Source organism: Xanthomonas sp. BRIP62411, from assembly GCF_003993525.1.
GTDB classification, from domain to species: Bacteria; Pseudomonadota; Gammaproteobacteria; order Xanthomonadales; family Xanthomonadaceae; genus Xanthomonas; species Xanthomonas euroxanthea.
Map to the genome: position 1 here is coordinate 122751 of NZ_QEZI01000006.1, position 23742 is coordinate 146492.

The following is a 23742-nucleotide window of genomic DNA, read 5'->3' on the forward strand; positions in this document are numbered from 1 at the left end:
TGCAAAGGCAACAGCGAAGGCAGCAAAGCAACAGCAACAGCAACAGCAACAAGACGGCGACAGCGAGGCGGCGAAGTCAGTGTGACGGGTTGGGAGATCAAAAATCGACGTGGGCAGACATGGCCTGGGGACCGCTTCCACAATCCCCATGCCGCCTATTCCCCACTGCTCAGGGAACCGCTTCGACGATTCCCCACTCCCGATTCCCCATTCCCGACGCGCGTCAGCGCGCCAACCGCTCATTGACCAACGAATCCACCACCGACGGGTCGGCCAGGGTCGAGGTGTCGCCGAGTTGGTCGGGGGCGTTTTCGGCGATCTTGCGCAGGATGCGGCGCATGATCTTGCCCGAGCGGGTCTTGGGCAGGCCCGGTGCCCACTGCAGATGATCGGGCGAGGCGATCGGGCCGATTTCCTTGCGCACCCAGGTCACCAGTTCCTTGTGCAGTTCCTCGCTCGGGGTTTCGCCGGCGATCAAGGTCACGTAGGCATAGATGCCCTGGCCCTTGACGTCGTGCGGGAAGCCGACCACCGCCGCTTCGGCGACCTTCGGGTGCGAGACCAGCGCGCTTTCCACTTCGGCGGTGCCGATGCGGTGGCCGGACACGTTGATCACGTCGTCCACGCGGCCGGTGATCCAGTAATAGCCATCGGCATCGCGGCGGCAACCGTCGCCGGTGAAGTAGCTGCCCGGATAGGTGCGGAAGTAGGTGTCGATGAAGCGCTGGTGGTCGCCGTACACCGAGCGCATCTGGCCCGGCCACGAATCCAGCAGCACCAGGTTGCCTTCGGTGGCGCCTTCCAGGACCTTGCCTTCGGCATCCACCAGTGCCGGCTGCACGCCGAAGAACGGCAGGGTGGCCGAGCCGGGCTTGAGATCGACCGCGCCGGCCAGCGGCGAGATCAGGATGCCGCCGGTTTCGGTCTGCCACCAGGTGTCCACGATCGGGCAGCGGCTGTCGCCGACCACCTCGTAGTACCAGCGCCAGGCTTCCGGATTGATCGGCTCGCCGACGCTGCCGAGCAGGCGCAGGCTCTTGCGCGAGGTCTTCTTGACCGGCTCCTCGCCATCGCGCATCAGCGCGCGGATCGCGGTGGGCGCGGTGTAGAAGATGCTGACCTTGTGCTTGTCGATCACTTCCCAGAAGCGCGACACGGTCGGATAGTTCGGCACGCCTTCGAACATCACCGCGGTGGCGCCGTTGGCGAGCGGGCCGTAGACGATGTAGCTGTGGCCGGTGACCCAGCCCACGTCGGCAGTGCACCAGTAGATGTCGTCCTCGCGCAGGTCGAACACCACTTCGTGCGTGTAGCTGGCAAACAGCAGGTAGCCGGCGGTGGTGTGCAGCACGCCCTTGGGCTTTCCGGTGGACCCGGAGGTGTAGAGGATGAACAACGGATCTTCCGCGTTCATGCGCTCGGGCTCGCACGCAGCCGGCTGGCCGTCGACCACATCGTGGAACCAGCGATCGCGCGGTGCCTGCATCTCGACCGCACCACCGGTGTGACGCACGACGAGCACCGTTTCCACGGTGTTGGTGCCGGGCAGTTTCAGCGCTGCATCGACGTTGGCCTTGAGCGGAATCTTCTTGCCGCCGCGCAGGCCTTCGTCGGCGGTGATGATCAGCTTGCTCTGGCAATCGATCACGCGGTCGGCGATCGAATTGGCCGCAAACCCGCCGAACACCACCGAGTGCACCGCACCGATGCGCGCACAGGCGAGCATGGCCACGGCGGCATCGACGATCATCGGCAGGTAGATGGTGACCCGGTCGCCCTTCTTGACGCCCAGGTTGCGCAGCGCATTGCCGAGCTTGCAGACGCGCTCGTACAGCTCGCGATAGGTGACCGGATAGGACTGCGCATCCGGGCTGTCGGGCTCGAACAACAGCGCGGTCTTGTCGCCGCGCGTGGCCAGCTGGCGGTCCAGGCAGTTGACGCTGGCATTGAGCTCGCCATCGCCGAACCAGCGGATGTGGAAATCCTCCAGCGCGTAGCTGACGTCCTTCACCTGGGTGGGTTGCTTGAACCATTCCAGCCGCTGTGCGGCCTTGCCCCAGAATTGCTCGGGGTGTTCGATCGATTCGCGATACAGCGTTGCGTACTGCTCGCGCGTAATGCGCGCATTGGCGGCGAACGCGGGATCGACGGGATAAACCTCAGCCATGGCACCCTCACTTGCGATGAACTTGTCGGAAGAGGACGTTGCGGCTGCCCTCGGTAGACAATCAGTGTGCCGTATCCATTCTGTCCCGGCGTTCAACCGGGCCTTAGACCTTGGTCTTACCTGCCGCAGCGCGTGATCCGCAATCCGTTGCCGGCCCTGGTGCGACGATCGGTCACCTTGTGGAATGCTGCGCTGCAGCTACGACCAAAGGCGAATAGGCTGCAAAGCGCGGACTGCCTCACGCTCCGCACAGCATCGCCATCAAGCGCGAGGCCATATCGGGGAGAGGGGTCCATGACACACCGTACTGCACCGTTAGTGCGCCATCCGCTGGCGGCTGCCTTGTTGGTGGCCACCATCCTGCCGGGCGTGGCGTTCGCGCAGACCGCCAAGGAAAAGGCGCTGGAAGCGCGCATCGCCGAGCTCGAGCGTCAGGTCCAGCTGCTGGTGTCTGCGCAACAACAGCAGCAGGGCCAGATCACGCAGACGCAGACCCAGGTGACCGAGGTGCGTGCCGCACAGGCGCAGGCACCTGCCGCGCCGGCGGTGCCGGCCGGCAAGCGGCCGATCCAGCTGACCAGCATCACACCCAATGCAGCGGCGGGGACGACGTTCCGCTACGGTGGTTTCATCAAGGCCGACTTCATGACCACCCGCACCTCCGACGGCGCATTGCCCGAAGGCGCAGTGGGGCGCTACCTGTACATCCCGACCCAGACGCCGGTCGGTGGCCAGGCCTCGAGCACCGACACCGACTTCCACGCCAAGTTCTCGCGCTTCAACCTGGGCGTGGACACGGTCACCGAAAACGGCGACAAGATCACCGGCTTCATCGAGCTGGATTTCTTCGGCAACGCGCTGGCCAACCAGGTCAACAATCTGTACGGCGGCACCCTGCGCCACGCCTACGTGAGCTGGAACAACTGGCTGGCCGGCCAGACCTGGTCCAACTTCATCGATTCCACGATCCTGCCCGAGGCGGCCGACATCGTCGGGCCGACCGATGGCGCGCTGTTCAGCCGCCAGACCCAGATCCGCTACACCCGCGGCGCCTTCAGCGTGTCGGCGGAAAATCCCGAGACACTGACCACGCCCTACCAGGGCGGCAACACCATCCTGGCCTCGGACCACGGCGCGATGCCGGACCTGACCGCGCGCTACAACTGGAAGGGCACCTGGGGCACGTTCGGCCTGTCGGCGATCGCGCGCCAGTACCGCACGCGTAGCGCGCTCACCAACGACACCGACTTCGGCGGTGCGATCGCCGGCGGCGGCCGCTGGATCATCAACGCCAACAACGATCTGCGTTACCAGCTCAGCTACGGCGAGGGCCTGGGGCGCTACCTGGGCCTGGGCAACGGCTCGGATGTGGAGATCGACATCGACGGCAACATCCAGACCGTCAGCACGATCGCCGGCTGGGTGGCCTGGCGCCACGACTACAACGCCAAGCTGCGCAGCACCATCATGTATTCGCGCGTGAACTACGACCACGACATCGCCAACACCGGCGCGCTCGCGAGCAAGTCGCAGCAGAGCATCCGCGCCAACGTGTTCTATTCGCCGCTGCCCAAGGTCGATGTGGGCGCGGAGCTGATGTACGGCCGCCGCGAAGCCGAGAACGGCGACAGCGGCGACATTTCGCGCCTGCAATTCACCACCAAGTACAGCTTCTAGTTTTTGCCACTGGCGGCCCGCTCCACTGCGGTGGAACGGGCAAGGCCACCGTCGTTTTACCAGCGCTCTACCAGGAGACAGACAATGACCGTCTCGAATGACGCACTGATCGCCAAGATCGATGCCAATCCGAAGTACCACGCACTCAAGCGCCAGCGCAACACGCTGGGCTGGACCCTCACCGTGCTGATGTTGCTGGCCTATTACGGCTACATCGGCCTGATCGCCTTCGACAAGGAATTCCTCGCCAAGCCGATGGGTGAAGGCGTGACCTCGATCGGCATCCCGATCGCGATCGGGGTGATGGTGTTCACCATCGCCATCACCGCCATCTACGTGCGCCGCGCCAACAACACCTACGACCAGCTGACCGCGCAGATCCTCGAGGACGCCCGCAAATGAGCAAGTATTCGCGTCTTCTCCTGATCCTGGCCGGGCTGCTGCCGGCCGGCATCGCGCTTGCCGCTGGCGGCGACATGGGCCAGGTCGACAAGCAACCCACCAACTGGGTGGCGATCGGCATGTTCGCCTTCTTCGTGCTGGGCACCTTGTGGATCACCAAGTGGGCGGCGGCCAAGACCAAGTCGGCCTCCGACTTCTACACCGCCGGCGGCGGCATCACCGGCTTCCAGAACGGCCTGGCGATCGCCGGCGACTTCATGTCGGCGGCCTCGTTCCTGGGCATCACCGCGGCGGTGATGGCCAATGGCTACGACGGCCTGATCTATGCGATCGGCTTTCTGGTCGGCTGGCCGATCCTGACCTTCCTGATGGCCGAACGGCTGCGCAACCTCGGCAAGTACACCTTCGCCGACGTGGCCGGCTATCGCTTCGCGCCGACTGCCATCCGCAGCTTTGCCGCGTCGGGCACGCTGGTGGTGGTGCTGTTCTACCTGATCGCACAGATGGTCGGCGCCGGCGCGTTGATCAAGCTGCTGTTCGGGCTGGACTACTGGGTGGCGGTGACCCTGGTCGGCGTGCTGATGATGGTCTACGTGCTGTTCGGCGGCATGACCGCCACCACCTGGGTGCAGATCATCAAGGCGGTGCTGCTGCTGACCGGCGTGACCTTCATGGCCGTGGCGATCATGTGGCACTTCAACTTCAGCTTCGAGGCGCTGTTTGCCGAGGGCGTGCGGGTGAAGACGGCGATCGCGGCCAACGGCGGTGCATCGCCCGAGGACGCGGCCAAGGCGGGCCTGTCGATCATGGGGCCGGGCGGTTTCGTGAAGGACCCGATCTCGGCGATCTCCTTCGGCATGGCGCTGATGTTCGGCACCGCCGGCCTGCCGCATATCCTGATGCGCTTCTTCACCGTTCCCGATGCCAAGCAGGCGCGCAAGTCGGTGCTGTGGGCCACCACCTGGATCGGCTACTTCTACATCCTGATCTTCATCATCGGCTTCGGTGCGATCGCCCTGGTGCTGACCAACCCGCAGTTCGCCGATGTCACCACCGGCACCATCCACGGCGGCAAGGGCGCGGCCAACATGGCGGCGGTGCTGGTCGGCAACGCGGTCGGCGGCAACGTGTTCATGGGCTTCATCTCGGCGGTGGCCTTCGCCACCATCCTGGCGGTGGTCGCAGGCCTGACCCTGTCCGGTGCCTCGGCGGTGTCGCATGACCTGTATGCCACGGTGATCAAGAAGGGCAACCCGGCGCCGGGTTCGGAGCTGAAGGTCTCGCGCGCCACCACCCTGGTGCTGGGCGTGATCGCGGTGCTGCTGGGCATCGTGTTCGAGAAGCAGAACGTGGCCTTCATGGTGTCGCTGGCATTTGCCATCGCCGCCTCGGCCAACTTCCCGGTGCTGATCCTGTCGTTGTTGTGGAAGAACTGCACCACCCGCGGTGCGGTGGTCGGTGGCTTTTTGGGCCTGATCTCCTCGCTGGTGCTGACGGTGCTGTCGCCGTCGGTGTGGGTGGACACGCTGGGCAATGCAGCCGGCTCGGCGCCGTTCCCGTACACCTCGCCGGCACTGTTCTCGATGACCATTGGCTTTGTCGGCATCTGGCTGTTCTCGATCCTGGATCACAGCCCGCAGGCCGCCAACGAACGTGCCGCGTTCAAGGCGCAGCAGATCCGTGCCGAAACCGGCCTGGGTGCCAGCGGCGCGTCGGGCCACTGACGGACAGTCACTGAGCAGTCGCAGAACGCCGGCCTAGTGCCGGCGTTTTGCGTTTTGGCCAAGGCTGGCAGCGGGCAGCGCCTGTGTTGCCACGTCCCTACGATCGTCTTCTGACGCGAAGGGCGGGGGGGTTATCGGTCGACCGCGCGCACCGCGCCGGTGCCGGCAGCGATCCAGCATCGTGACGAACCGTGCGCAACGCCCCGTCAGACCTCGGTGCGCTGGCGTCCGACGCGCTGCGCGCGCATGCACGACGGCGCTGCGTCCTCGCGTGGCATCGATGCGATCGCATCGTCCGCTTCGTTTTGCACGCAATGCCTGCGCGATCGCGAACAACCGCAACACCAGCGAAGAAATTAAGTCATCTAGGGTGACTAAATTGGCGCACAAGCCGAACGCTGATCACGCACGGCTTGGCCTCACCCCCGGTATCGACCGGCTGGCGAGTGCGCTGCAAGCGAGTTCGCCGATTGCGTCGACCTGTCGGCTCTCGTCCATCCCTTGCCCTTGCTGCACCTACAAACCGGGACACAGAGACCATGCCGACCACCCTCGTTCCACATCCCCTGGCCCGTGCCTGCCGCCTGCTCGGCGCGCTGGCCGTGCTGGCCGCCATGCCGCAACTTGCTGCGGCATCCTGTGGCAATACCGCCAACAAGATGGCGGAGATCCTCAACGACAAGTTCACCGCCGATACCCTGGTGCTGGCCCATCGCGGCCTGTGGGGCAAATACTCGGGCGATCCAGCGATTCCGGAAAACTCCAGCCGCGCCGTGCTCAATGCCGACGTGCAGTGCATGGACGGCGTCGAGCTGGACGTCAAGGTGACCCAGGACGGCATGCCGGTGCTGAGCCACGACTTCAATCTTGGGCGCACCACCGACGTGTACACCGTCGTCGGGGGTGCCAAGTACAACCCGAGAACCAACCAGGGCGCCAACCCGCTGGTCAGCAGCCTGTCGTTGGCCAACATCAAGCGACTGCACCTGCTCACGCCGGACCGTGGCACCGTCACCGGGTGGGAGATGTACAGCCTGGACGAGTTGTTTGCGTACTGGAAGCGCAACAACATGCAGCTGCCGCTGATCTTCGACGTCAAGTCGGCCGATGGCGTGCGCGCGGTACACACCGCTGCCCTGAAGGCGTTTCCCGATCATCCCGAGCAGGTCGTGGCGATGAAGGTCAACGCCACGTTGTTCCCGCACCCGGCCGCCTTTGTCGGCAACTCCCGGTATGTGCATGCCATCCCGGTCTACACCACCAACATGCTGGCGAAGATCGATGTGCCGGCCAGTCGCGTCGAATGGCAGCGTTATGCCCACACGCTGGAAATCAACGTCAAGCAGGACGATGGCCTGTTGCAGGGCCAGAAGAACGCAGCGCGTGCCGAGGGCAAGCGCATTGCCATCTTCCAGGCCATTCCCGATGGCCCGGGTGCCGGCGAGTTCATCAGCAACAACGGTTCGTGCTGCTACCGATTGTCGCAACTGTATTCCTCGTACCAGGGCAAATCCGATACCGCAGACCACCGCGGCGACATCGGTTTCCTGATGTCGCAGCGGTTCGGGCTGATTACCACCGACGACCCGAAGTCGACCATGCGCACGCTGAAGATCAACGGGCGGCGCATTTCGCATTACGCCCCGTAACGCCTTGACGGCATCCGGTGCGGCCGAGGTTGCCGCACCGGATGGCTGGCAAGCGTCAATCGCCGCTGTTTCGGAGGGAGATGTCATGTCCAGGTCATTCAACGTTTCTGTGGGTCCTGCACGCGCGAGGCGCTGCGGGTTGCTGCTGCTCGCTGCCTGCATGATCACGCAGGCTGCCATTGCGTCGCCGGCAGACGCAGATGCGGGCAAAGAGGCTGCGCCAGCGGAACAGGCACGCCGCGACAATGCGGACAGCGCCGCTGCGTCCATCGAGCGCGCGGTCCTGGCCGAACACGCAAGGCGCCAAGGCCTTGCCGATGATCCGCAAACCGCGGCCCTGCTGCGCGAGGCTGCCGACACCGTGCTTGCGCAGGCCGAGCGCGACCACCTGCTGCAGAGCGTGACGGTGTCGCAGGCCGCTATCGCACGGCGTTTTGCCGAACGGCCGGGCGACTTCGACGAATTCCGGCTCAGCCATGTCTTCATCGCCGAACAGCCCGAGTCGGCGCCGCGGCGCAGTCATCCATTGAGTCAGGCGCAGGCCCTGGAGCGTGCGCAGATGCTGCGCCGTCGTATCGCGCGTGGAGGCGATTTCGCCCGACTGGCCGCCGAGGAATCCGACGATGGTGCCACTGCCGCCGACGGGGGACAGTTGTCGTCGATGTTCGGCCTGTACCTGGACACCCCTTTCGCGGCGCCGGTGCGTGCGCTGGGGGTGGGCGACGTGTCCGGCCCCGTGCGCGGTCCCGGCGGCTATCACCTGATCCGCCTGGAGGAAAAGCACACCGCCACCCTCGACACCGTAGGCGGGATGATCGAAGCGCAGCTGCGCGAAGAACTGCGCGATCGCGCCATCGCCCAGCTGGTGCGGGACCGCTCTGCGCAAGCGGCGGGTCTGGCGTCCTCGGAGCAGAGCCAGCGCAGCGCCGAGGCGGATGCACCGCGGATCCGGCAATGAGAGGGACCGGCGCGCCGTTCCGATGGCTGCTCCTCGTGGCGCAGGCGCTGGCCTTGTCAGCCTGTGGTACCGGAGCGCGGCAGGACTTCCAGGCCGAAGCGACGCTGCAGGCCAGCGCTGCAGGAACGGGGCGCAGCAGCGCCGCTGCCGCGCCAGGCGCGCTTGCCGCGGCGTCGTATGCGCGCGCGCAGGCCTATCGCCGCTGCGCCATGCTTGCCGAAGCGCCGGCGGCGCCGTTCGTTGGCGATGCGGACCCGGCGGAGCCTGGCGCGCGCGCGGCGGTGTCGCAACGCGCACGCGACCATGCTGCCCGGCTGAAGGCGTGCCAGCACGTGGGCGAAGGCGAGTACGCGCAGGTGGACCAACTGCTGCGTCAGGCTGCCGCCGGCGGCAATACCGACGCGCAGCTGGAATTGCTGCGTCGACGCGCCGGCCTGCTGCTGGAGCGCCAACCCGCCATCGCCGAAGACGGCAGCCCGCAACCGCTCTCCCGGTCCGATCGTGCCGAGGCCGAGCAGGTGCTGGCCGACCTGGAGACGATGGCGATGCAGGGCAACCGGGCGGCGATGCCGGTGCTGGATCAGTTCGTGTCCTCGCCGATGCTGGCGAGCGCCGAGCCGCTGTACGGCGATGCCTGGCGACTGGTGGCCCAGCAGCCGTTCGGACATCCGCTGCCGCCTGCCGCCCCGCTGCGCGGCGAGGAGATGTTCGAGGAGATGGATGCCGCCACCGAGCAGCAGGTGGTGATGCTTGCACGGGAGCTGCATGCCAGCTGCTGCGCGCGCTGACGCAGCATCCGCGCCGGGCAGGCTGCCGTAGCGCCAGCGGCAGGGCGAAGACGCATGGCGTGCACGGCAGGCGGCGTCGCTGCCGGCGCGCGCACTAACGGAAGTAGCGCGCCTTCAGCGGCAGTGTGGCTGCCCCGATCGCGCAGGCGTCGGCCGGTGCCTCGGCCGGCAGCAGCACGGGCATCGGCCTGGCCTGGCCGCGACGCGGCAGGTTGTCGATCTGCACGGCGGCGATCAGGCGCCGGGCCAGGTCGGCCGGCAGGCGGCCGCCGAACACGATCGCTTCCGGGTCGCACACCGCAGTGATCGCCGAGACGATCAACGACACCCCCGGCGCACTGCGCGCGATCCAGCGTTCGATTGCCGGCCAGCGCGGGTCGTAGGCGGCCAGCAGGCTGCGTACATCGGCAAACACCACGCCGTCGGCGGCCAGCAGTTCGCGCAGCAATTCCAGCGTGGCGCGTTCGAGCTTCTGCGCCGGCAGCATGCCGGCGAATTCACCGGCATTGCCGCGCGCACCGCGCATGACCTGGCCGTCGATGACCAGGCCACCACCGAACCCGTAGCTGAGATAGAGATAGGCAAAATCGCGGTGGCGACGGCCCACGCCCAGCATCGCTTCGCCGGCGGCGGCCACGCTGCCGTCGTTGTCCATCCACACCGGCTGCGCGCAGGCCTGCGCCAGCCAGGGCGCCAACGCGAACTCGCCAAGCGCGCGCAGCGGTTCGGGCGGATTGATGCGCCCGTCCTCCCCGGTGAAAAACCCGCTCATGGCCAGCCCGATGCCCAGCCGCGGCCCCGCCGCGTGCTCCAGGCCTGCCAGCAGCGCCGCATCGCCGGCCTGCAGCTGCAGCAACACCGCATCCGCACTGCGCGCGTCCAGCGGCAGCTCGCTGACCGCCAGCACCTGGCCGGTGAAATCCACCAGCGCCAGGGTCAGCGCATCGGTGGCGATGGACACGCCCAAGGTGTGGCCGTGCGCCGGATTCAACGACACCGCCACCCCCGGCTTGCCGCGCCCGGCACGTGCCACGCCGCTGCCCATGTGGACCATGCCGCGCGCCTGCAGGCCTTCGATCAGGCGCACCGCGGTCTGCACGGTCAGCCCGGTGCCGCGGCTGAGGTCGGCGCGGGTGAGCACACCGGCCAGGCGCAGGCGGTCGAGCATGTCGCGCTCATTGCGGCTCAGGAAGGGGAAATGCGGCGAATGCGGCGGCAATGCGACAGCAGCAGTGGACGGCATGGCGAGCGGTGGCACGGGGGACGCGCCAGTCTACCCGCTTCGGCTGAAATAATTAATTCACAGTAAGTTATTAAATTGGCGGCCTCTGCCATCTGCGGTCATCCCATGTCACGTTTGCGTACCCGTCCATGTCCCCGCCTCGGCCTGCTGGCCCTGTGCATGAACGCCAGCCTGGGCGCCCATGCCGCTGCGCCGGCCAGCGACACCACCCCGGTGCAGCTGGACGCGGTGCAGGTCTCCGGCCAGCACCTGTCGATCCGCCAGGCGATCGGCGCCAAGCGCGAGGCCGCCGTGGTGTCCGACGGCGTGGCCGCCGACGATATCGGCTCGATCCCCGACTTCGGCCTGGGCGAGGCCCTGCAGCGGGTGCCGGGCGTGTCGATGGTGGTCAACAACGGCCGCGGCGAAGCGCAGTTCATGAGCCTGCGCGGCTTCAACCCCGACTACAACAACGTGCTGATCGACGGGGTGGCGCTGCCGTCCACCGAAACCAGCCGGCGCGTGCAATCGCTGGACGTGATCCCCGCCTCGCTGGCGCAGCAGGTGGACATCTACAAGAGCTTCAACGCCGACATGGACAGCAATGCCATCGGCGGCATCGCCGCGCTGCGCACGCGCAGCGCCTTCGATCACGACGGCCGCTTTGCCACCGTGCGCGCCAACCTGGCCGATTGGGAAAACCGCCGGCAGCTGCAGGGCAGCACCCCATCGGGCCAGGTGCAGGGCAGTTTCAGCGACACCTTCGGGCCGGACCAGCGCTTCGGCGTGGTGCTGTCTGCCGATTACTTCCGGCGCGATTCGGCGTCGTTGAATACCGCCATCGACAGCTACAGCTATTACGCCAACGGTGTGCGACAGACCCTCACGCCCGGTCTGGATCCGGACGGCCTGGCGATCGCACCGGACCGCTTTCGCCCGCTCAGCTACGACAACCTGCGCCAGCGCCGCAGCGTGTTCGGCAAGCTCGAATACGACGACGGCCAGGACGTGAGGCTGGCCTTCAGCGCCGGCACCTTCGAGCACGGCAACGACGAGCAGCGTCGCTCGCAGTGGATCAACCGCGTCGGCAATGCCACGATCACCGACGCCCGCAACGGCCGCTACGCGCAGGGCAGCGCGCAGGTGGATGCCAACCATTTCGACCAGACCCGCACGCTGCGCTACGCGCAACTGGGCGGCAGCTTCCGGCTCAATCCGGAAGGTCATGTAGACGCATTGCTCAACCGCGCCACCGGCAAGTACCGGCAGGACACCCGCGAGGATGTGTTCAGCGCCGCCGCCTCCCCGCGGCTGGGCTTTGCGTATGCGCTCGGCGACGACACGCGCCCGCGCATCGCCCCGGTCGACCCCGGGTACTACGGCAATGCGGCCAACTACACCCAGCAGTATTTCTTGACCCGCGTGGAAAAGAGCAGCACCGACACGACGACGTTCAAGCTGGACTACAGCCAGAACGCCGATGCCGATGCGCGCGGCTGGGGCATTCGTGGCGGCCTGCAGTACCGCGACCTGCAGCAGCGCTACAACCTGGATGAAGTCCGCCGCAATCCGGCCGGCCGCGTGAGCCTGGCGACGATCGGCACCGACGATGCGCGCATCTGCCCCTACGCCGAAGTCGGCTGCCTGTTGTTGATCGACCCGGCCAGGGTCGCCGCGTTCGCTGCCGCTTCGCCAGGCGCCTACGTGCCGGCCAGCACCAATGCCCGCAACAGCGCGATCAGCGATTTCGGCATCGACGAGCGCAGTGGCGCCGCCTATGTCATGGGCACCTGGCATGGCGAGCGCACGCTGGCCACGGTCGGCCTGCGCAACGAATACCTGCAGCGCGCCGTACGTAGCGCGGTGCCGCAGCCCTTGAACAGCACCAGCAACTACGTGCAGCAATCGGCCGACAGCGACCGCCGCTTCCTGCTGCCTTCGGCGAACCTGGCCTGGGACATCACCCCGGCAGTGAAACTGCGCGTGGCCGGCAGCCGCACCATCGGTCTGCCCACCTACGCCGACATCGGCCAGAACAGCAGCCCGGTGGTCGATGCCACCGGCCTGACCATCAATCGCAGCATCGCCAACCCGCTGCTAAGCCCCCGTCGCGCCGACAACCTGGACCTGTCGCTGGAATGGTACCCGGACCGCGATTCACAGCTGTCGCTGGCACTGTTCCACAAGCGCATCGGCGATGAAATCGTGCGCCTGACCAGCACCGACACCCAGCGCGACCCCGGCGGCCTGGTCGGCAGCTATCAGGTCACCACCACCCAGGCGATCAATACCGGCGATGCGCAGGTGCAGGGCATCGAATTGACCGCCATCGACACACGCTTCGATTTCCTGCCCGGCGCCTGGTCCAACCTGGGCGCGATGTTCAACGCGACCCTGCTCGACCCGCGTACCGCCGATGTGCAGATGGCCGACGGCACGCGCCGCGCGCTGCCCGGCCTGATGGAATCGCCCAGGCGCAGCGCCAATGCCTCGCTGCTGTACGACATCGGCCGGTTCAGTGCGCGCGTCAGCGCCAACTACACCGGCCAGCAGCTGCTTTCGGCCGCCACCGACAACCGCGTCAACGACCGCTATTACGACCCGATCACCAGTTACGACGCGCAGCTGGCCTGGAACTTCAGCAAGCAACTGCGCCTGACCGTGCAGGGCCGCAATCTCGCCAACGCGCGGCTGACGCGGGTGATCGGTGCCGACCGACAACTGATGCGCGAGCAGCTCGACAACGGCCGCGCCTATTACCTGGGAGTGGACTATGCGTTCTGATCGCCGCGGCGCATCGGCGCCATTGCTGGCAGTGCTGGCAGTGCTGGCAACACTGGCCGGCAGCGCCAGTGCCGACGATGCCGCAACTCCATCGGCAGCCACGCCCTTCGTGCCGATGGAGACCCTCGTCAGCGGCGACTGCTGGGGCCAATGGCCGGACGATGTGCTGGCGGCGGCGAGCCGCTGCAAACCGGCCGAACACAATCGCATCGCCTTGCAGGTACCAGACGATGCCGATGGCCCGGCACGCGTCGGCATCGATGCCAGTGCCTGCCGCGGTGCGCGCTGCGCCGGCCTGGCGCAGGTGTTGCAGACCGCGCCCACCCAACGGCTGCTGCTGCGCACGCCACCTGCACGCATCGACGCAGTGCTGGCCGCCTTGGATCAGGCCCATGCACGCGAACGCGTCAGCATCGAACCGCTGGTGCAGCCGGTGCCGGCGCCTGGCGCGCCGATCACGCTGGCGCCGGGCGTGCGCTACTGGCGGCAGGCCATGCGCGCACCGCAACCGGTGATGCTGCATATCGCCGAGATCGACCTTGCCACCCCCGGGCTGCAACTGGTCGGCACCCCTGGCGAGCGCAGCGGGGGCGGCGAGTTCCTGGCCAAGCCGACCACCGCGTTCGTGCGCGACCGCGGCCTGGCGCTGGCGATCAATGCCGATTACTTCCTGCCGTTCGAGGGCGGGCAGTTGTTCGACAAGGCGTTCGTGCCGGCGGCAGGGCAGGGCGTCACTGCCGAGGGCCTGGCGATCGACGCGGGGCATCTGGATTCGGCCGCCGCCACCAGCGATGCACGCGTCAACGCGGCGTTATGCGTGGGCGCGCGCAATGCGGTCAGCATCGTGCATGGCAGCTGCCCGCCGGGCACCCGCCTGGGGGTGGGGGCCGGCCCGCTGCTGCTGCGCGGCGGCAAGCGCCAGCGGCGCGAGGCCAGCCGCGCCGAGTACTACGACGGCCTCGAGCCGCGCAGCGCGCTGGGACTGGATCGCGCGCGCAGGACGCTGTGGATGGTGGTCGCCGACGGCCGCCAGCCGGGCTATAGCGCCGGCATCACCCTGGACGCGCTGACCACGGTGCTGCAGCAGCTTGGCGCCACGTCCGCCATCAACCTGGACGGCGGCGGCTCCAGCACCCTGGCCGCGCGGGTGGATGGGCGCGTGCGCGCACTCAATCGCCCCATCCACACCGGCATCCCGGGGCGCGAACGCCCGGTCGCCAACCAGCTCGGGGTACGCATCGCGCCACGGCCCTGAGCGCACACGGGCGGCGCGGTACCATTGGCGGTTTGAACCACGGTCCGCGCCATGAAGATTGCCTCCTGGAACGTCAACTCGCTCAACGTGCGCCTGCCGCACCTGCAACAGTGGCTGGCGGACTTCGCGCCGGACGTCGTGGGCATCCAGGAAACCAAGCTGGAAGACCACAAATTCCCGGATGCGGCCCTGGCCGCGCTGGGCTACCGCAGCGTGTTCTGCGGGCAGAAGACCTACAACGGCGTGGCGATCCTGTCGCGCTCGCCGGCACTGGAGGTGCAGATGGGCATCCCCGGCTTCGATGACGTGCAGCAGCGTGTGATCGCCGCCACCGTCGATGGCGTGCGCATCATCAATCTGTATGTGGTCAACGGCCAGGACGTGGGCACCGACAAGTACGCCTACAAACTGCGCTGGCTTGAGGCGGTGCACGACTGGATCGCGCAGGAACTGCAACGCCACCGGCAGCTGGTGGTGCTGGGCGACTTCAACATCGCCCCGGATGCGCGCGACGTCTACGCGCCGGAAGTGTGGAGCGACAACCACATCCTCACCTCCACCGCCGAGCGCGGCGCCCTCAACAAGCTGCTGGCGCTGGGGCTGCACGATGCGTTTCGCCAGCATCACGACGATGCCGGCCATTTCAGTTGGTGGGATTACCGCCAGGCCGCCTACCGCCGCAACCTGGGGCTGCGCATCGACCTGACCCTGGTCTCGGATGCGTTGCGCACCCGCGCGGTGGAAGCGGGCATCGATCGCGAACCACGCACCTGGGAGCGTCCCAGCGACCACGCGCCGGCCTGGGTGCGGCTTGCCGAGGCCAGCGCATGAGCGAGCGGCATCTGCGGCGTAGCACGCACAAGGTTGGCGAGGTCACGCTCGGGGCGGTGCACCGGCTGAGCTGTCACTGCGGCGCGGTGCAGATCGATCTGGACCTGCCGCACGGGCTGCTCGATCCGCGCCGTTGCGATTGTTCGATGTGCCGCCGCCGCGGCGCCATCGTCGCCTCGGTCACGCTCGATGGCCTGCATGTGTTGCAGGGCGAAGACGTGCTGCGGCTGTATCAGTTCAACACGCATACCGCGGCGCATTATTTCTGCGGCGTGTGCGGTATCTATACGCATCACCGGCGGCGCTCCAACCCCAACGAATACGGCTATAACGTCGGTTGCCTGGAAGGCGTCAATCCGTATGCGCTGAACATCACCGTGCCGGTGGAGGACGGGGTTCACCATCCGGCCGATCGGGTTGCGGTCGATGGCTGAAACGGCAACGCCCGGGCAAGCCCGGGCGTTGGGTTCTGCAGCGTTGCGTGTGCGTTGTTTAACGCACGCGGCCACGTGTAAACAGGTTGACGATTGCCAGCAGGATCACCGCACCCACCAGCGACCACACGAAGGTCCACAGGGTGATGGCCTGATTGATGCCGCCACCGAACAGGAAACCGGCAATCAGCGCGCCGACGATGCCGACCACGATATTGAGGATGATGCCTTGCTGCGCATCGCGACGCATGATGATGCTGGCCAGCCAACCCACGATGCCGCCGACGATCAACCAGATGATGATGCCCATGTTGCCGAACTCCTCATTCGATTGCACCGGAAGTAGTGCATGGACGCCATTCAACGCAGACAGGCGTGAAGTGACTGTCGAGCGCGATCACACGCCGATGCGAGCGTTGTGCTTGGTGCATGCAGCGTGACAGCGTACGCGAGCTGGCACATCGGACCGGTGCAACTGTGGCTGCGTCCGCACCGGCATGGCGAGCGCGGCGAGCCACAGGCGCGCGAGTTGCTGGGCCAGGCGCTGGCGTTGGAACCTGCCCGGGTACCGCTGCTGCGTGACGCGCGCGGGCGCCCGTCGCTGCAACCGGCCTTGCCCGACTGGGACGCCGGCTGGAGCCATAGTGGCGATTATCTGTTGGTCGGCCTGGGCAACCGCGTGCGGCTGGGCGTGGACCTGGAACGCATCCGCGCGCGCCCGCGGCTGCTGGAGATCGCGCAGCGATTCTTCCATGCCGACGAAATCGCACTGCTGGCCGGGCTGGAGCCGGACGCGCAGCAGGCGCTGTTTTTCCGCCTGTGGTGCGCCAAGGAAGCGCTGCTCAAGGCGTATGGGCATGGTCTGTCGTTCGGCCTGCATCGGCTCGCCTACGCGGTGGCACCCGACGGCGCATTGCAGTTGCAATGGTGCGACCCGGCGCTGGGCCAGGCCGCACACTGGCGGCTGCACGAGTGGTGGGCGGCGCCGGACTGCCGCGCCGCACTGGCGTTCCATCCATTGCCGGCCGACTAGGCGCGGCGATCAACGCACTGCATCTTTGCACCGCAGCGCCAGCGCGTTGTCTTGATCGGGCTGCAGCACGTGCAGACCGTGGATCTGTGCCGTGGCGGCCCGACCACTGTCTCAGGCAGGTTCCGGCCACGCCGCGGAATGCGGCAGGATCGGCTGACGGAACTGCGCCACCCCGTCCAGATCGCGCAAGGTCACCGTCAGCACGCCGGTGCGTGCATCGATCTCCACTTCGCCAAAGAATTGAAATCCTGCCAGCGGCGACAGGTTTGGCGCCGGCGGGGCTTTCTGGAAGATCACCGTCGGCCCGAACGTGGCATCGAGTGCATTGGGGCCGAAGCTGCCGGCATTGAGCGGGCCGGCCACGAATTCCCAGAACGGCTCGAACTGCTGGAACGCCGCGCGGTCCGGGTGGTAGTAATGCGCCGCGCAATAATGCACATCGGCGGTCAGCCACAGCGTGTTGCGAATGCGCGCTGTGCTGATGAAACGCAGCAGCGTGGCGATCTCCTGTTCGCGCCCACGCGGCACGCCCGGATCGCCGTTGGCGATCGCCTCCCAGCGCGCGCGGCCCGCTGCGTCCTGCCCATCGGGGACCTGCAGGCCGATCGGCATGTCGGCGGCGATCACCTTCCATTGCGCGCGTGAACCGGCCAGTTCGCGCTGCAGCCAGGCCAGTTGCTGCGTACCGAGAAATGCCGCGTCCGCGCCCGGCTGCGGTTGCAGGTTGTCGCTGTTGGCGCCGCGATAGCTGCGCATGTCCAGCACGAACACATCCAGCAGCGGGCCGTAACCGATCTTGCGGTAGATGCGACCGTCGCCATCGGCACGCACGCCGCGCATCGGGGCGTATTCCAGGAATGCCTGGCGCGCACGACCGGCCAGCACCCCGATATCGCGCACCTGATAGCGCGCGTCCAGCTGCTTGCCGGGCGACCAGTTGTTGGTGGTTTCGTGATCGTCCCATTGCCAGAGTTGTGCGACCTCGGCATTGAAGCGGCGCACATGCTCATCGAGCAGGTTGTAGCGGTAATTGCCGCGGAATTCGTCCAGCGTTTCGGCAACCTTGCTCTTGGCCGCGGTGGTGAGGTTGCGCCAGCGCCTGCCTTCTTCGACGACCAGCTCGGCCGGGACGGGGCCGTCGGCATAGATGGTGTCGCCGCTGTGCAGGAAGAAGTCCGGGTTGCGCTCGCGCATCGCGCTGTAGATGCGCATGCCGCCGATGTCCGGATTGATGCCGAAGCCCTGGCCGACGGTGTCGCCGCTCCAGACAAAGCGCACATCGCCACGCGCCTGTGGCGCACTGCGCAGATGGCCATGCACCGGCGCGCTCAAGACGCCGTTGTCGGCATCTTCGAAACGCACCCGGTAGAAGATGTCCTGATCGCGTGGCAACGCGCCCAGATCCACCCGCGCAGTGAAATCGTGCGCCGGCAAGGCCACCGGCCCATCCACGCGACGCGCCTGCCGCAGGCTCGGGCGCGTATCCCATTCCACCCGCAGCCGCGCCGGCCGGTCGCAGCGGCTCCACAGCATGGCCCGGCCATCCACGACATCGCCGCTCTGCACCCCATCGGTGATCAGCGGCCGCCCGGACGGCGCAGCCAGGCTGCGCGTGGACCAAGCGGCAGTGGCCGGCAGCAACAAACCGGCACCCAAACCTTGCAACACGCGGCGGCGGGCGGGATCGGCGGTGGGCATGGCATCCTCGATGCGTCTGGCAGCGGGCATCCAGATATAGCGCCGCTGTCTTACCGGGGCGTGTCCATGGCGCTGCATGACGCAGCAGGCCAGGCGGCGATGGAGGCCGTCACCTCGTTGCGCAGCACGCAGGTGATGGGGTGCGTGACAAGGGCGCGGAATGGCGGTTCACGCGTGCTGCCGCTGTCGTGGAAGCTCGGCGCAGGGCTGCCGTGGCGGATGGGGGGCGCATGCCGTTGCCATGCTCCGCAGCACACCGCAGGCTCATGCCTCCATTGCGCCGGCCTTGCCGTCTTCGACCACGAAGCGTTTCAACGTCGAGACCGTGGCATCGCGGTCGCGGCGGTCGGAGATGCCTTGCAGGCGGGTTTCCATCCGCCCCGGCGTCAGCGTCACCGAGACATAGCCGCGGGTTTCGCCTTCGGCGTAGTGCACATGCGGATTGAGCGCCATGGTGGCGTGCAGTTCGGCGTTGCTCTGGCCGTCGGAGGTGATCGAGGTGCCGACGAATTCGGTGGCCAGCGTCGCCGAGTCCGGGTCGGCCGGATCTTTCTTCAGGTCGTTCACCCAGTACGAGTGGATGTCGCCGCCCCAGAACACCGGATTGCGCAGCCGCGTGGTGGCGATCGCCTCGAGCATGCGGGTGCGCGTGGCCGGGTAGCCGTCCCAGCCGTCGGTCCAGTGGCCGAATACGCCGTCGCGGCCATGCTGGTTCAGCGGTGCCACCAGCAGATCCTGCGCGATCACGTTCCAGCGCGCGGGCGATCGTGCGAAGGCGCCATGCAGCCAGCGCTCCTGTTCCCAGCCGAGCATGCTGCGGCGTGGGTCGGTGCGTTCGCGGCAGCTGGCGTCCACCACGTGACCGCCGCGCCAGCCGTTGGCCTGCGGGCAGGGTTGTTCGCTGCGGTACTGGCGCCCGTCGAGCACGTAGAAGCGCGCCAGCTGGCCGTAGTCCAGCGCCCGGTAGATGCGCATGTTGGCGCCATGCGGGCGGCTGGCTGCGCGCAGCGGGAAGTGTTCGTAAAAGGCGCGGTAGGCGGCCGCGCGCCGGGCCAGGAAGCTGTCGACCGCAATCGAAGGGTCCTGCGACCAGCGATTGGCGTAATCGTTCTGCACCTCGTGGTCGTCCCAGGTCGCCACGCAGGCGCTGCCGGCGTGCAGCGCCTGCAGGTCGGGGTCGGTGCGGTACAGCGCGTAGCGGTTGCGGTAGCCGGCCAGATCCAGGCACTCGCCGCTGCCGTGCGGGCGCACGATCTTCTTCGCCGCCTCGCCGCGGTTGCTGTATTCGTAGATGTAATCGCCGAGGAAGAACACCAGGTCCGGCTGTTCGGCGGCCAGGTGGCGGTAGGCGCTGAAATAGCCCTGCTCCCAGTGCGAACACGACACAAAGCCCAGTCGCGCCGCATCCGGCAACTGGTGCGGCGCCGGCAAGGTGCGCGCGCTGCCGACGGGGCTACGCGCGCCCAGCGCCTGGAAGCAGTACCAGTACGGGCGATCGGCGGCCAGGCCGGCCAGCTCCACATGCACCGCGTGGCCCCAGGCCGGGCTGGCCACGGTCTGCCCCTGGCGCACGATGCGGCGCATGCCCGGGTCGCTGGCCACCTGCCAGCGCACCTGCACCGGGGCGCTTAATCCACCGCGTCCATCCGGCTCCAGCGGGCGCGGCGCCAGCCGCGTCCAGATGACGAAGCCGTCGGCCAGCGGGTCGCCGGCGGCCACGCCCAGGGTGAACGGGTCCGGGCTGCCGCCGGCATGTGCGAACGGGCTGAGCAGTCCGGCGGCCGCCAGCCCGGCGCCAGCGATGAGAAGACGGCGCCGGCCGTGATCTACGGCGGCAGGGGCGTCGCCGGGGCCGGGCAGGGGCGATGCGGAGGATGGGGCGATCAAGGACATGGACACAACACGCAATCAGGCGGACGCGACCATGGTGCGACGGGCGGATGTCCGTTCGATGGCAGCGGCACTGCCGTGGCTGCCGGCGCAGGCTCGTGCGCCCCATATCGACCATCGACCATCGACCATCGACCGATGGCGGATGGCGGATGGCGGATGGCGGACGGCAGACGGCAGACGGCAGACAGCAGACAGCAGATGACGGACACGGGGTGCGCCACCGCGGTGGTTGATCCTGCCCACAGCGATGCGCATGCGCCGGTGCAGCCGCCGCTGGCGTGGCTGCAGGCCCTGCGGCATCGCCAGACCTGGACATGTGTGCTGGGCAGGTTCAAGTACGCCAGCTTCCTGCCCACGCGCCGCGTATCGCCACCATGCGCGGTACACGTGCACCTGCACGCCGGCCAGCTGCGATAATCGCGGCATGAACGATGCCGCACTTGCCCCCGATGTAGCCGCCGCACTGGCGCATGGCCTGCAGGCCCAATCCCTGGATGCGGACTTTGCCGCGCCGTTGTTGCGCTATCTGACGCTGCTGGTGCGTTGGAACAAGACCTACAACCTCACCGCCGTGCGCGACCCGCGCGAGATGGTCACCCGCCATCTGCTCGATTCGCTGGCCATGCAGCCCTACATCGCCAGCGGCACCTTGGCCGACCTGGGCACCGGCCCCGGCCTGCCCGGCATCCCGCTGGCGATCACCCGCCCGCAGCTGCAGGTCACCCTGGTGGAAAGCAACGGCAAGAAGGCGCGCTTCATGCGCGAGGCGCTGCGCCAGCTGGCGCTGGGCAACGCACGCGTGGCCGAGTCGCGCGCCGAAGCGCTGGACGAACCGGCCGCCTACGACCACCTCACCGCGCGGGCGCTGGATACGCTGGCCGGCATCATTGAGGTCGGCGGTCACCTGCTGCGCCCCGGCGGCAGCCTGCTGGCGATGAAGGGCATCTATCCGCACGACGAGATCGCCGCGCTGCCCCCCGGCTGGACGCTGGCCGAGGTGCATCCGCTGCAGGTGCCCGGCCTGGAGGGCGAGCGGCATCTGGTGGTGGTGCGCAAGGCAGGCTGAAACGGCCGGCCCGCCCGGCCGCGTGCATTCACTCCCCACTCCCCACTCCCCGCGCTGGGACTTCCGGCCCATGGCAGCTGCCGCCCGGGCTGCCATGATCGAACGTTCGATCCGAACGCAGGCCGCCCGCACGTGACATCTCCTCTCGCCGCCGCACTTTCGCTCGCCCTGCTGGGCGCAAGCTTCGCCGCCACCTCGGCGCAGGCCGCCGCACCGGCACCAGTGGCGCCCGCCACGCTGACCGCCGAGCGCCCCGCCGATGCGCGCTTCCGCGCCATCTACGAGAAAGAGTGGCGCTGGCGCCAGGCCGAGACCGGCCAGGCCGACGAAGACAGCGACACCACCGGCGACAACACCCATCTGCCCGATGTCGGCCCGGCCGCGCAGCAGGCGCGCCTGGCGGTATGGGACGGCGTGCTCAAGCAGCTCGACGGCATCGACCCGAAACAGCTCTCGCCCAGCAACCAGGTCAACTACGCCATCTACCGCCCGCAGGTGGAAAACCTCGCCGCCGAAGTGCGCCTGCGCCTGTACGAGATGCCGTTCAACTCGGACAGCTCGTTCTGGTCCAACCTGGGCTTCATGGCGCAGCGGCCGATGAAGACTGCTGCCGAGTACCGCGCCTATATCGCGCGCCTGAACGATGTGCCGCGCTACTTCGACCAGCAGACCGCCAACATGCGCGCCGGCCTGGCACGCGGGTTCAGCGTGCCGCGCGCGGTGCTGGATGGCCGCGACGTTTCCATCGCCACCGTGGCCGATGTCAAGGATCCCACCGCATCCAGCTTCTACGCCCCGTTCAAGCAGCTGCCGGCGCAGATCCCCGCCGCCGAACAGGCGCAGTTGCGCGAGCAGGCCAAGGCCGCGCTCAGCACGGCGGTACTGCCGGCCTACGCCAAGCTGCTGGGCTTTTTCCGCAACGAGTACATGCCCAAGGCGCGCACCACGCTGGCGGCCGAAGCGCTGCCCGACGGCAAGGCGTTCTATCGCCAGCAGATCCGCGAATACACCACGCTGGAACTGACCCCGGAGCAGATCCACCAGATCGGCCTGGACGAGGTGGCGCGCATCCAGGCGCAGATGGACGCGATCATCCGGCAGGTCGGCTTCAAGGGCAGCTTTGCGCAGTTCCTGAGCTTCCTGCGCACCGACCCGCAGTTCTACGCCAAGACCCCGCAGGAGCTGCTCGATCGCGCCGCGTGGATCTCCAAGCGCGTGGACGGGCAGGTCGGCAGGTTCATCGGCACGCTGCCGCGCGGGCGCTTCACCATCAAGCCGGTGCCGGACGATATCGCCCCGTTCTGGACCGCCGGCCGCGGTGGTGCCACCACTTACTGGGTCAACACCTACAACCTGCCGTCGCGGCCGTTGTACAACCTGCCGGCGTTGACCCTGCACGAATCCTCGCCGGGGCATTCGCTGCAGGGCTCGCTGGCGCTGGAGCAGGGCGACCAGCCGGCGTTCCGTCGCGAAAACTACATCTCTGCCTATGGCGAAGGCTGGGCGCTGTACACCGAGAAGCTCGGCCAGGAAATGGGCATCTACGAGACCCCGTACGAGGAATTCGGCCGGCTCACCTACGAAATGTGGCGCGCCTGCCGGCTGGTGATCGACACCGGCGTGCACCACGACGGCTGGAGCCGTGAGCAGGCGCTGGCCTACCTGCGCGACCGCACCGCGCTGAGCGAGCACGAGGTCACCACCGAGGTGGACCGCTACATCTCCTGGCCCGGCCAGGCGCTGAGCTACAAGCTGGGCGAGATCACCATCGTCAAGCTGCGTGCCGAGGCTGAGAAAGAACTGGGCGACCGCTTCGACATCAAGGCCTTCCACGACGCGGTGCTGAAGCAGGGGTCGGTGACCTTGCCGGTGCTGGAACAGCAGGTGCGCGCCTTCATCGCCGAGAGCAAGTCACGCCCGGCCGCCGCCAGGCCAAACGCCGCCGCCCCCTGATCCGGCGCAACGGTCCGCTCCACGTAGGAGCGGACCCGGCCGCGACGCCCGGCCGCGACGCCCGTCCCGACCCTGGCACCGCCGCGGCCTGAAACATCCAGGTGACCGCTGCCGGCGACCGGCCATCCACACGCTGTGTGCGTGCAGCCGGCATCCCGGCGTGATGCCATTGGTCCGACCCCGACCCCGACCCCGACCCGACCCGACC

At 67.6% G+C, this 23742-nt stretch carries 19 protein-coding genes; 14 read left to right on the forward strand and 5 right to left on the reverse strand.

The annotated features are described in order from the left end of the window. Positions 1-223 precede the first annotated feature (223 nt). Positions 224-2167: an acetate--CoA ligase gene (gene acs, locus EO139_RS03490; protein ID WP_115678106.1), complete on the reverse strand. Its 1944-nt coding sequence runs from the start codon at positions 2165-2167 to the stop codon at positions 224-226. A 294-nt stretch (positions 2168-2461) separates the two neighbouring features. On the opposite strand from acs, the gene EO139_RS03495 reads away from it, so the two are divergent. From EO139_RS03495 to EO139_RS03520, 6 genes are all read left to right on the forward strand, one after another. Next, on the forward strand, positions 2462-3844 hold the full coding sequence (locus EO139_RS03495) for a DcaP family trimeric outer membrane transporter (protein WP_164739709.1): 1383 nt from the start codon (positions 2462-2464) through the stop codon (positions 3842-3844). Positions 3845-3928: 84 nt separating this feature from the next. Next, the gene (locus EO139_RS03500; protein WP_104585619.1) at positions 3929-4246 is read left to right on the forward strand and encodes a DUF485 domain-containing protein; all 318 of its coding nucleotides are present in this window, start codon (positions 3929-3931) and stop codon (positions 4244-4246) included. Continuing rightward, the gene (locus EO139_RS03505; RefSeq protein WP_104585622.1) at positions 4243-5970 is read left to right on the forward strand and encodes a cation acetate symporter; all 1728 of its coding nucleotides are present in this window, start codon (positions 4243-4245) and stop codon (positions 5968-5970) included. Before EO139_RS03500 ends, EO139_RS03505 begins: the two co-directional genes overlap by 4 nt. 614 nt (positions 5971-6584) lie before the next feature. Then, on the forward strand, positions 6585-7619 hold the full coding sequence (locus EO139_RS03510; protein WP_232087986.1) for a glycerophosphodiester phosphodiesterase family protein: 1035 nt from the start codon (positions 6585-6587) through the stop codon (positions 7617-7619). Positions 7620-7779: 160 nt separating this feature from the next. Next, positions 7780-8577 carry a peptidylprolyl isomerase gene (locus tag EO139_RS03515; RefSeq protein WP_164739710.1) on the forward strand — a complete coding sequence of 266 codons (798 nt, stop codon included), beginning with the start codon at positions 7780-7782 and terminating at the stop codon, positions 8575-8577. Beyond that, positions 8574-9365, forward strand: coding sequence for a hypothetical protein (locus EO139_RS03520; protein ID WP_126969306.1), 792 nt, complete (start codon positions 8574-8576; stop codon positions 9363-9365). The genes EO139_RS03515 and EO139_RS03520 overlap by 4 nt, the downstream gene beginning before the upstream one ends. Positions 9366-9459: 94 nt before the next feature. Here EO139_RS03520 and EO139_RS03525 read toward each other — a convergent pair whose 3' ends face one another. Beyond that, entirely contained in the window at positions 9460-10608 is a 1149-nt protein-coding gene (locus EO139_RS03525) for an ROK family transcriptional regulator (RefSeq protein WP_126969322.1), read from the reverse strand. A 159-nt stretch (positions 10609-10767) separates the two neighbouring features. On the opposite strand from EO139_RS03525, the gene EO139_RS03530 reads away from it, so the two are divergent. Genes EO139_RS03530 through EO139_RS03545 form a run of 4 tightly spaced genes read left to right on the forward strand, consistent with a single transcriptional unit; the run spans position 10768 to position 15891 of the window. After that, a complete protein-coding gene (locus EO139_RS03530) occupies positions 10768-13371 on the forward strand; it encodes a TonB-dependent receptor (protein ID WP_241235902.1) in 2604 nt (867 codons plus the stop codon). Continuing rightward, positions 13361-14626 carry a phosphodiester glycosidase family protein gene (locus tag EO139_RS03535; protein ID WP_126969308.1) on the forward strand — a complete coding sequence of 422 codons (1266 nt, stop codon included), beginning with the start codon at positions 13361-13363 and terminating at the stop codon, positions 14624-14626. The genes EO139_RS03530 and EO139_RS03535 overlap by 11 nt, the downstream gene beginning before the upstream one ends. Positions 14627-14677: 51 nt before the next feature. After that, positions 14678-15457: an exodeoxyribonuclease III gene (gene xth, locus EO139_RS03540; RefSeq protein WP_126969309.1), complete on the forward strand. Its 780-nt coding sequence runs from the start codon at positions 14678-14680 to the stop codon at positions 15455-15457. Beyond that, positions 15454-15891, forward strand: coding sequence for a GFA family protein (locus EO139_RS03545; RefSeq protein ID WP_115678100.1), 438 nt, complete (start codon positions 15454-15456; stop codon positions 15889-15891). The genes xth and EO139_RS03545 overlap by 4 nt, the downstream gene beginning before the upstream one ends. A 58-nt stretch (positions 15892-15949) precedes the next feature. On the opposite strand, the gene EO139_RS03550 is transcribed toward EO139_RS03545, so the two are convergent. Continuing rightward, positions 15950-16201 (reverse strand): GlsB/YeaQ/YmgE family stress response membrane protein, encoded by a 252-nt coding sequence (locus tag EO139_RS03550; RefSeq protein WP_016901812.1) that lies wholly within the window; start codon positions 16199-16201, stop codon positions 15950-15952. Positions 16202-16327: 126 nt separating this feature from the next. On the opposite strand from EO139_RS03550, the gene EO139_RS03555 reads away from it, so the two are divergent. Then, positions 16328-16924, forward strand: coding sequence for a 4'-phosphopantetheinyl transferase superfamily protein (locus tag EO139_RS03555; protein ID WP_115678099.1), 597 nt, complete (start codon positions 16328-16330; stop codon positions 16922-16924). A 111-nt stretch (positions 16925-17035) separates the two neighbouring features. Here EO139_RS03555 and EO139_RS03560 read toward each other — a convergent pair whose 3' ends face one another. Together EO139_RS03560 and EO139_RS03565 are read right to left on the reverse strand one after the other, a co-directional pair. Beyond that, positions 17036-18622, reverse strand: coding sequence for an alkaline phosphatase D family protein (locus tag EO139_RS03560; protein WP_126969310.1), 1587 nt, complete (start codon positions 18620-18622; stop codon positions 17036-17038). A 264-nt stretch (positions 18623-18886) separates the two neighbouring features. After that, entirely contained in the window at positions 18887-20515 is a 1629-nt protein-coding gene (locus EO139_RS03565; RefSeq protein WP_126969311.1) for an alkaline phosphatase D family protein, read from the reverse strand. A 198-nt stretch (positions 20516-20713) separates the two neighbouring features. On the opposite strand from EO139_RS03565, the gene EO139_RS03570 reads away from it, so the two are divergent. From EO139_RS03570 to EO139_RS03580, 3 genes are all read left to right on the forward strand, one after another. After that, the gene (locus EO139_RS03570; RefSeq protein WP_126969312.1) at positions 20714-20932 is read left to right on the forward strand and encodes a hypothetical protein; all 219 of its coding nucleotides are present in this window, start codon (positions 20714-20716) and stop codon (positions 20930-20932) included. Between the two features lie 7 nt (positions 20933-20939). Beyond that, positions 20940-21581 (forward strand): 16S rRNA (guanine(527)-N(7))-methyltransferase RsmG, encoded by a 642-nt coding sequence (gene rsmG, locus EO139_RS03575; protein WP_104585644.1) that lies wholly within the window; start codon positions 20940-20942, stop codon positions 21579-21581. A gap of 132 nt (positions 21582-21713) precedes the next feature. Then, the gene (locus EO139_RS03580; RefSeq protein ID WP_126969313.1) at positions 21714-23534 is read left to right on the forward strand and encodes a DUF885 family protein; all 1821 of its coding nucleotides are present in this window, start codon (positions 21714-21716) and stop codon (positions 23532-23534) included. Positions 23535-23742: the final 208 nt, after the last annotated feature.

Bases quoted from the DNA above. Each gene is read 5' to 3' on its own strand.
- acs (WP_115678106.1), bottom strand. From the start codon at position 2,167: ATGGCTGAGGTTTATCCCGTCGATCCCGCGTTCGCCGCCAATGCGCGC.
- EO139_RS03495 (WP_164739709.1), top strand. From the start codon at position 2,462: ATGACACACCGTACTGCACCGTTAGTGCGCCATCCGCTGGCGGCTGCC.
- EO139_RS03500 (WP_104585619.1), top strand. From the start codon at position 3,929: ATGACCGTCTCGAATGACGCACTGATCGCCAAGATCGATGCCAATCCG.
- EO139_RS03505 (WP_104585622.1), top strand. From the start codon at position 4,243: ATGAGCAAGTATTCGCGTCTTCTCCTGATCCTGGCCGGGCTGCTGCCG.
- EO139_RS03510 (WP_232087986.1), top strand. From the start codon at position 6,585: ATGCCGCAACTTGCTGCGGCATCCTGTGGCAATACCGCCAACAAGATG.
- EO139_RS03515 (WP_164739710.1), top strand. From the start codon at position 7,780: ATGATCACGCAGGCTGCCATTGCGTCGCCGGCAGACGCAGATGCGGGC.
- EO139_RS03520 (WP_126969306.1), top strand. From the start codon at position 8,574: ATGAGAGGGACCGGCGCGCCGTTCCGATGGCTGCTCCTCGTGGCGCAG.
- EO139_RS03525 (WP_126969322.1), bottom strand. From the start codon at position 10,608: ATGCCGTCCACTGCTGCTGTCGCATTGCCGCCGCATTCGCCGCATTTC.
- EO139_RS03530 (WP_241235902.1), top strand. From the start codon at position 10,768: ATGAACGCCAGCCTGGGCGCCCATGCCGCTGCGCCGGCCAGCGACACC.
- EO139_RS03535 (WP_126969308.1), top strand. From the start codon at position 13,361: ATGCGTTCTGATCGCCGCGGCGCATCGGCGCCATTGCTGGCAGTGCTG.
- xth (WP_126969309.1), top strand. From the start codon at position 14,678: ATGAAGATTGCCTCCTGGAACGTCAACTCGCTCAACGTGCGCCTGCCG.
- EO139_RS03545 (WP_115678100.1), top strand. From the start codon at position 15,454: ATGAGCGAGCGGCATCTGCGGCGTAGCACGCACAAGGTTGGCGAGGTC.
- EO139_RS03550 (WP_016901812.1), bottom strand. From the start codon at position 16,201: ATGGGCATCATCATCTGGTTGATCGTCGGCGGCATCGTGGGTTGGCTG.
- EO139_RS03560 (WP_126969310.1), bottom strand. From the start codon at position 18,622: ATGCCCACCGCCGATCCCGCCCGCCGCCGCGTGTTGCAAGGTTTGGGT.
- EO139_RS03565 (WP_126969311.1), bottom strand. From the start codon at position 20,515: ATGTCCTTGATCGCCCCATCCTCCGCATCGCCCCTGCCCGGCCCCGGC.
- EO139_RS03570 (WP_126969312.1), top strand. From the start codon at position 20,714: ATGACGGACACGGGGTGCGCCACCGCGGTGGTTGATCCTGCCCACAGC.
- rsmG (WP_104585644.1), top strand. From the start codon at position 20,940: ATGAACGATGCCGCACTTGCCCCCGATGTAGCCGCCGCACTGGCGCAT.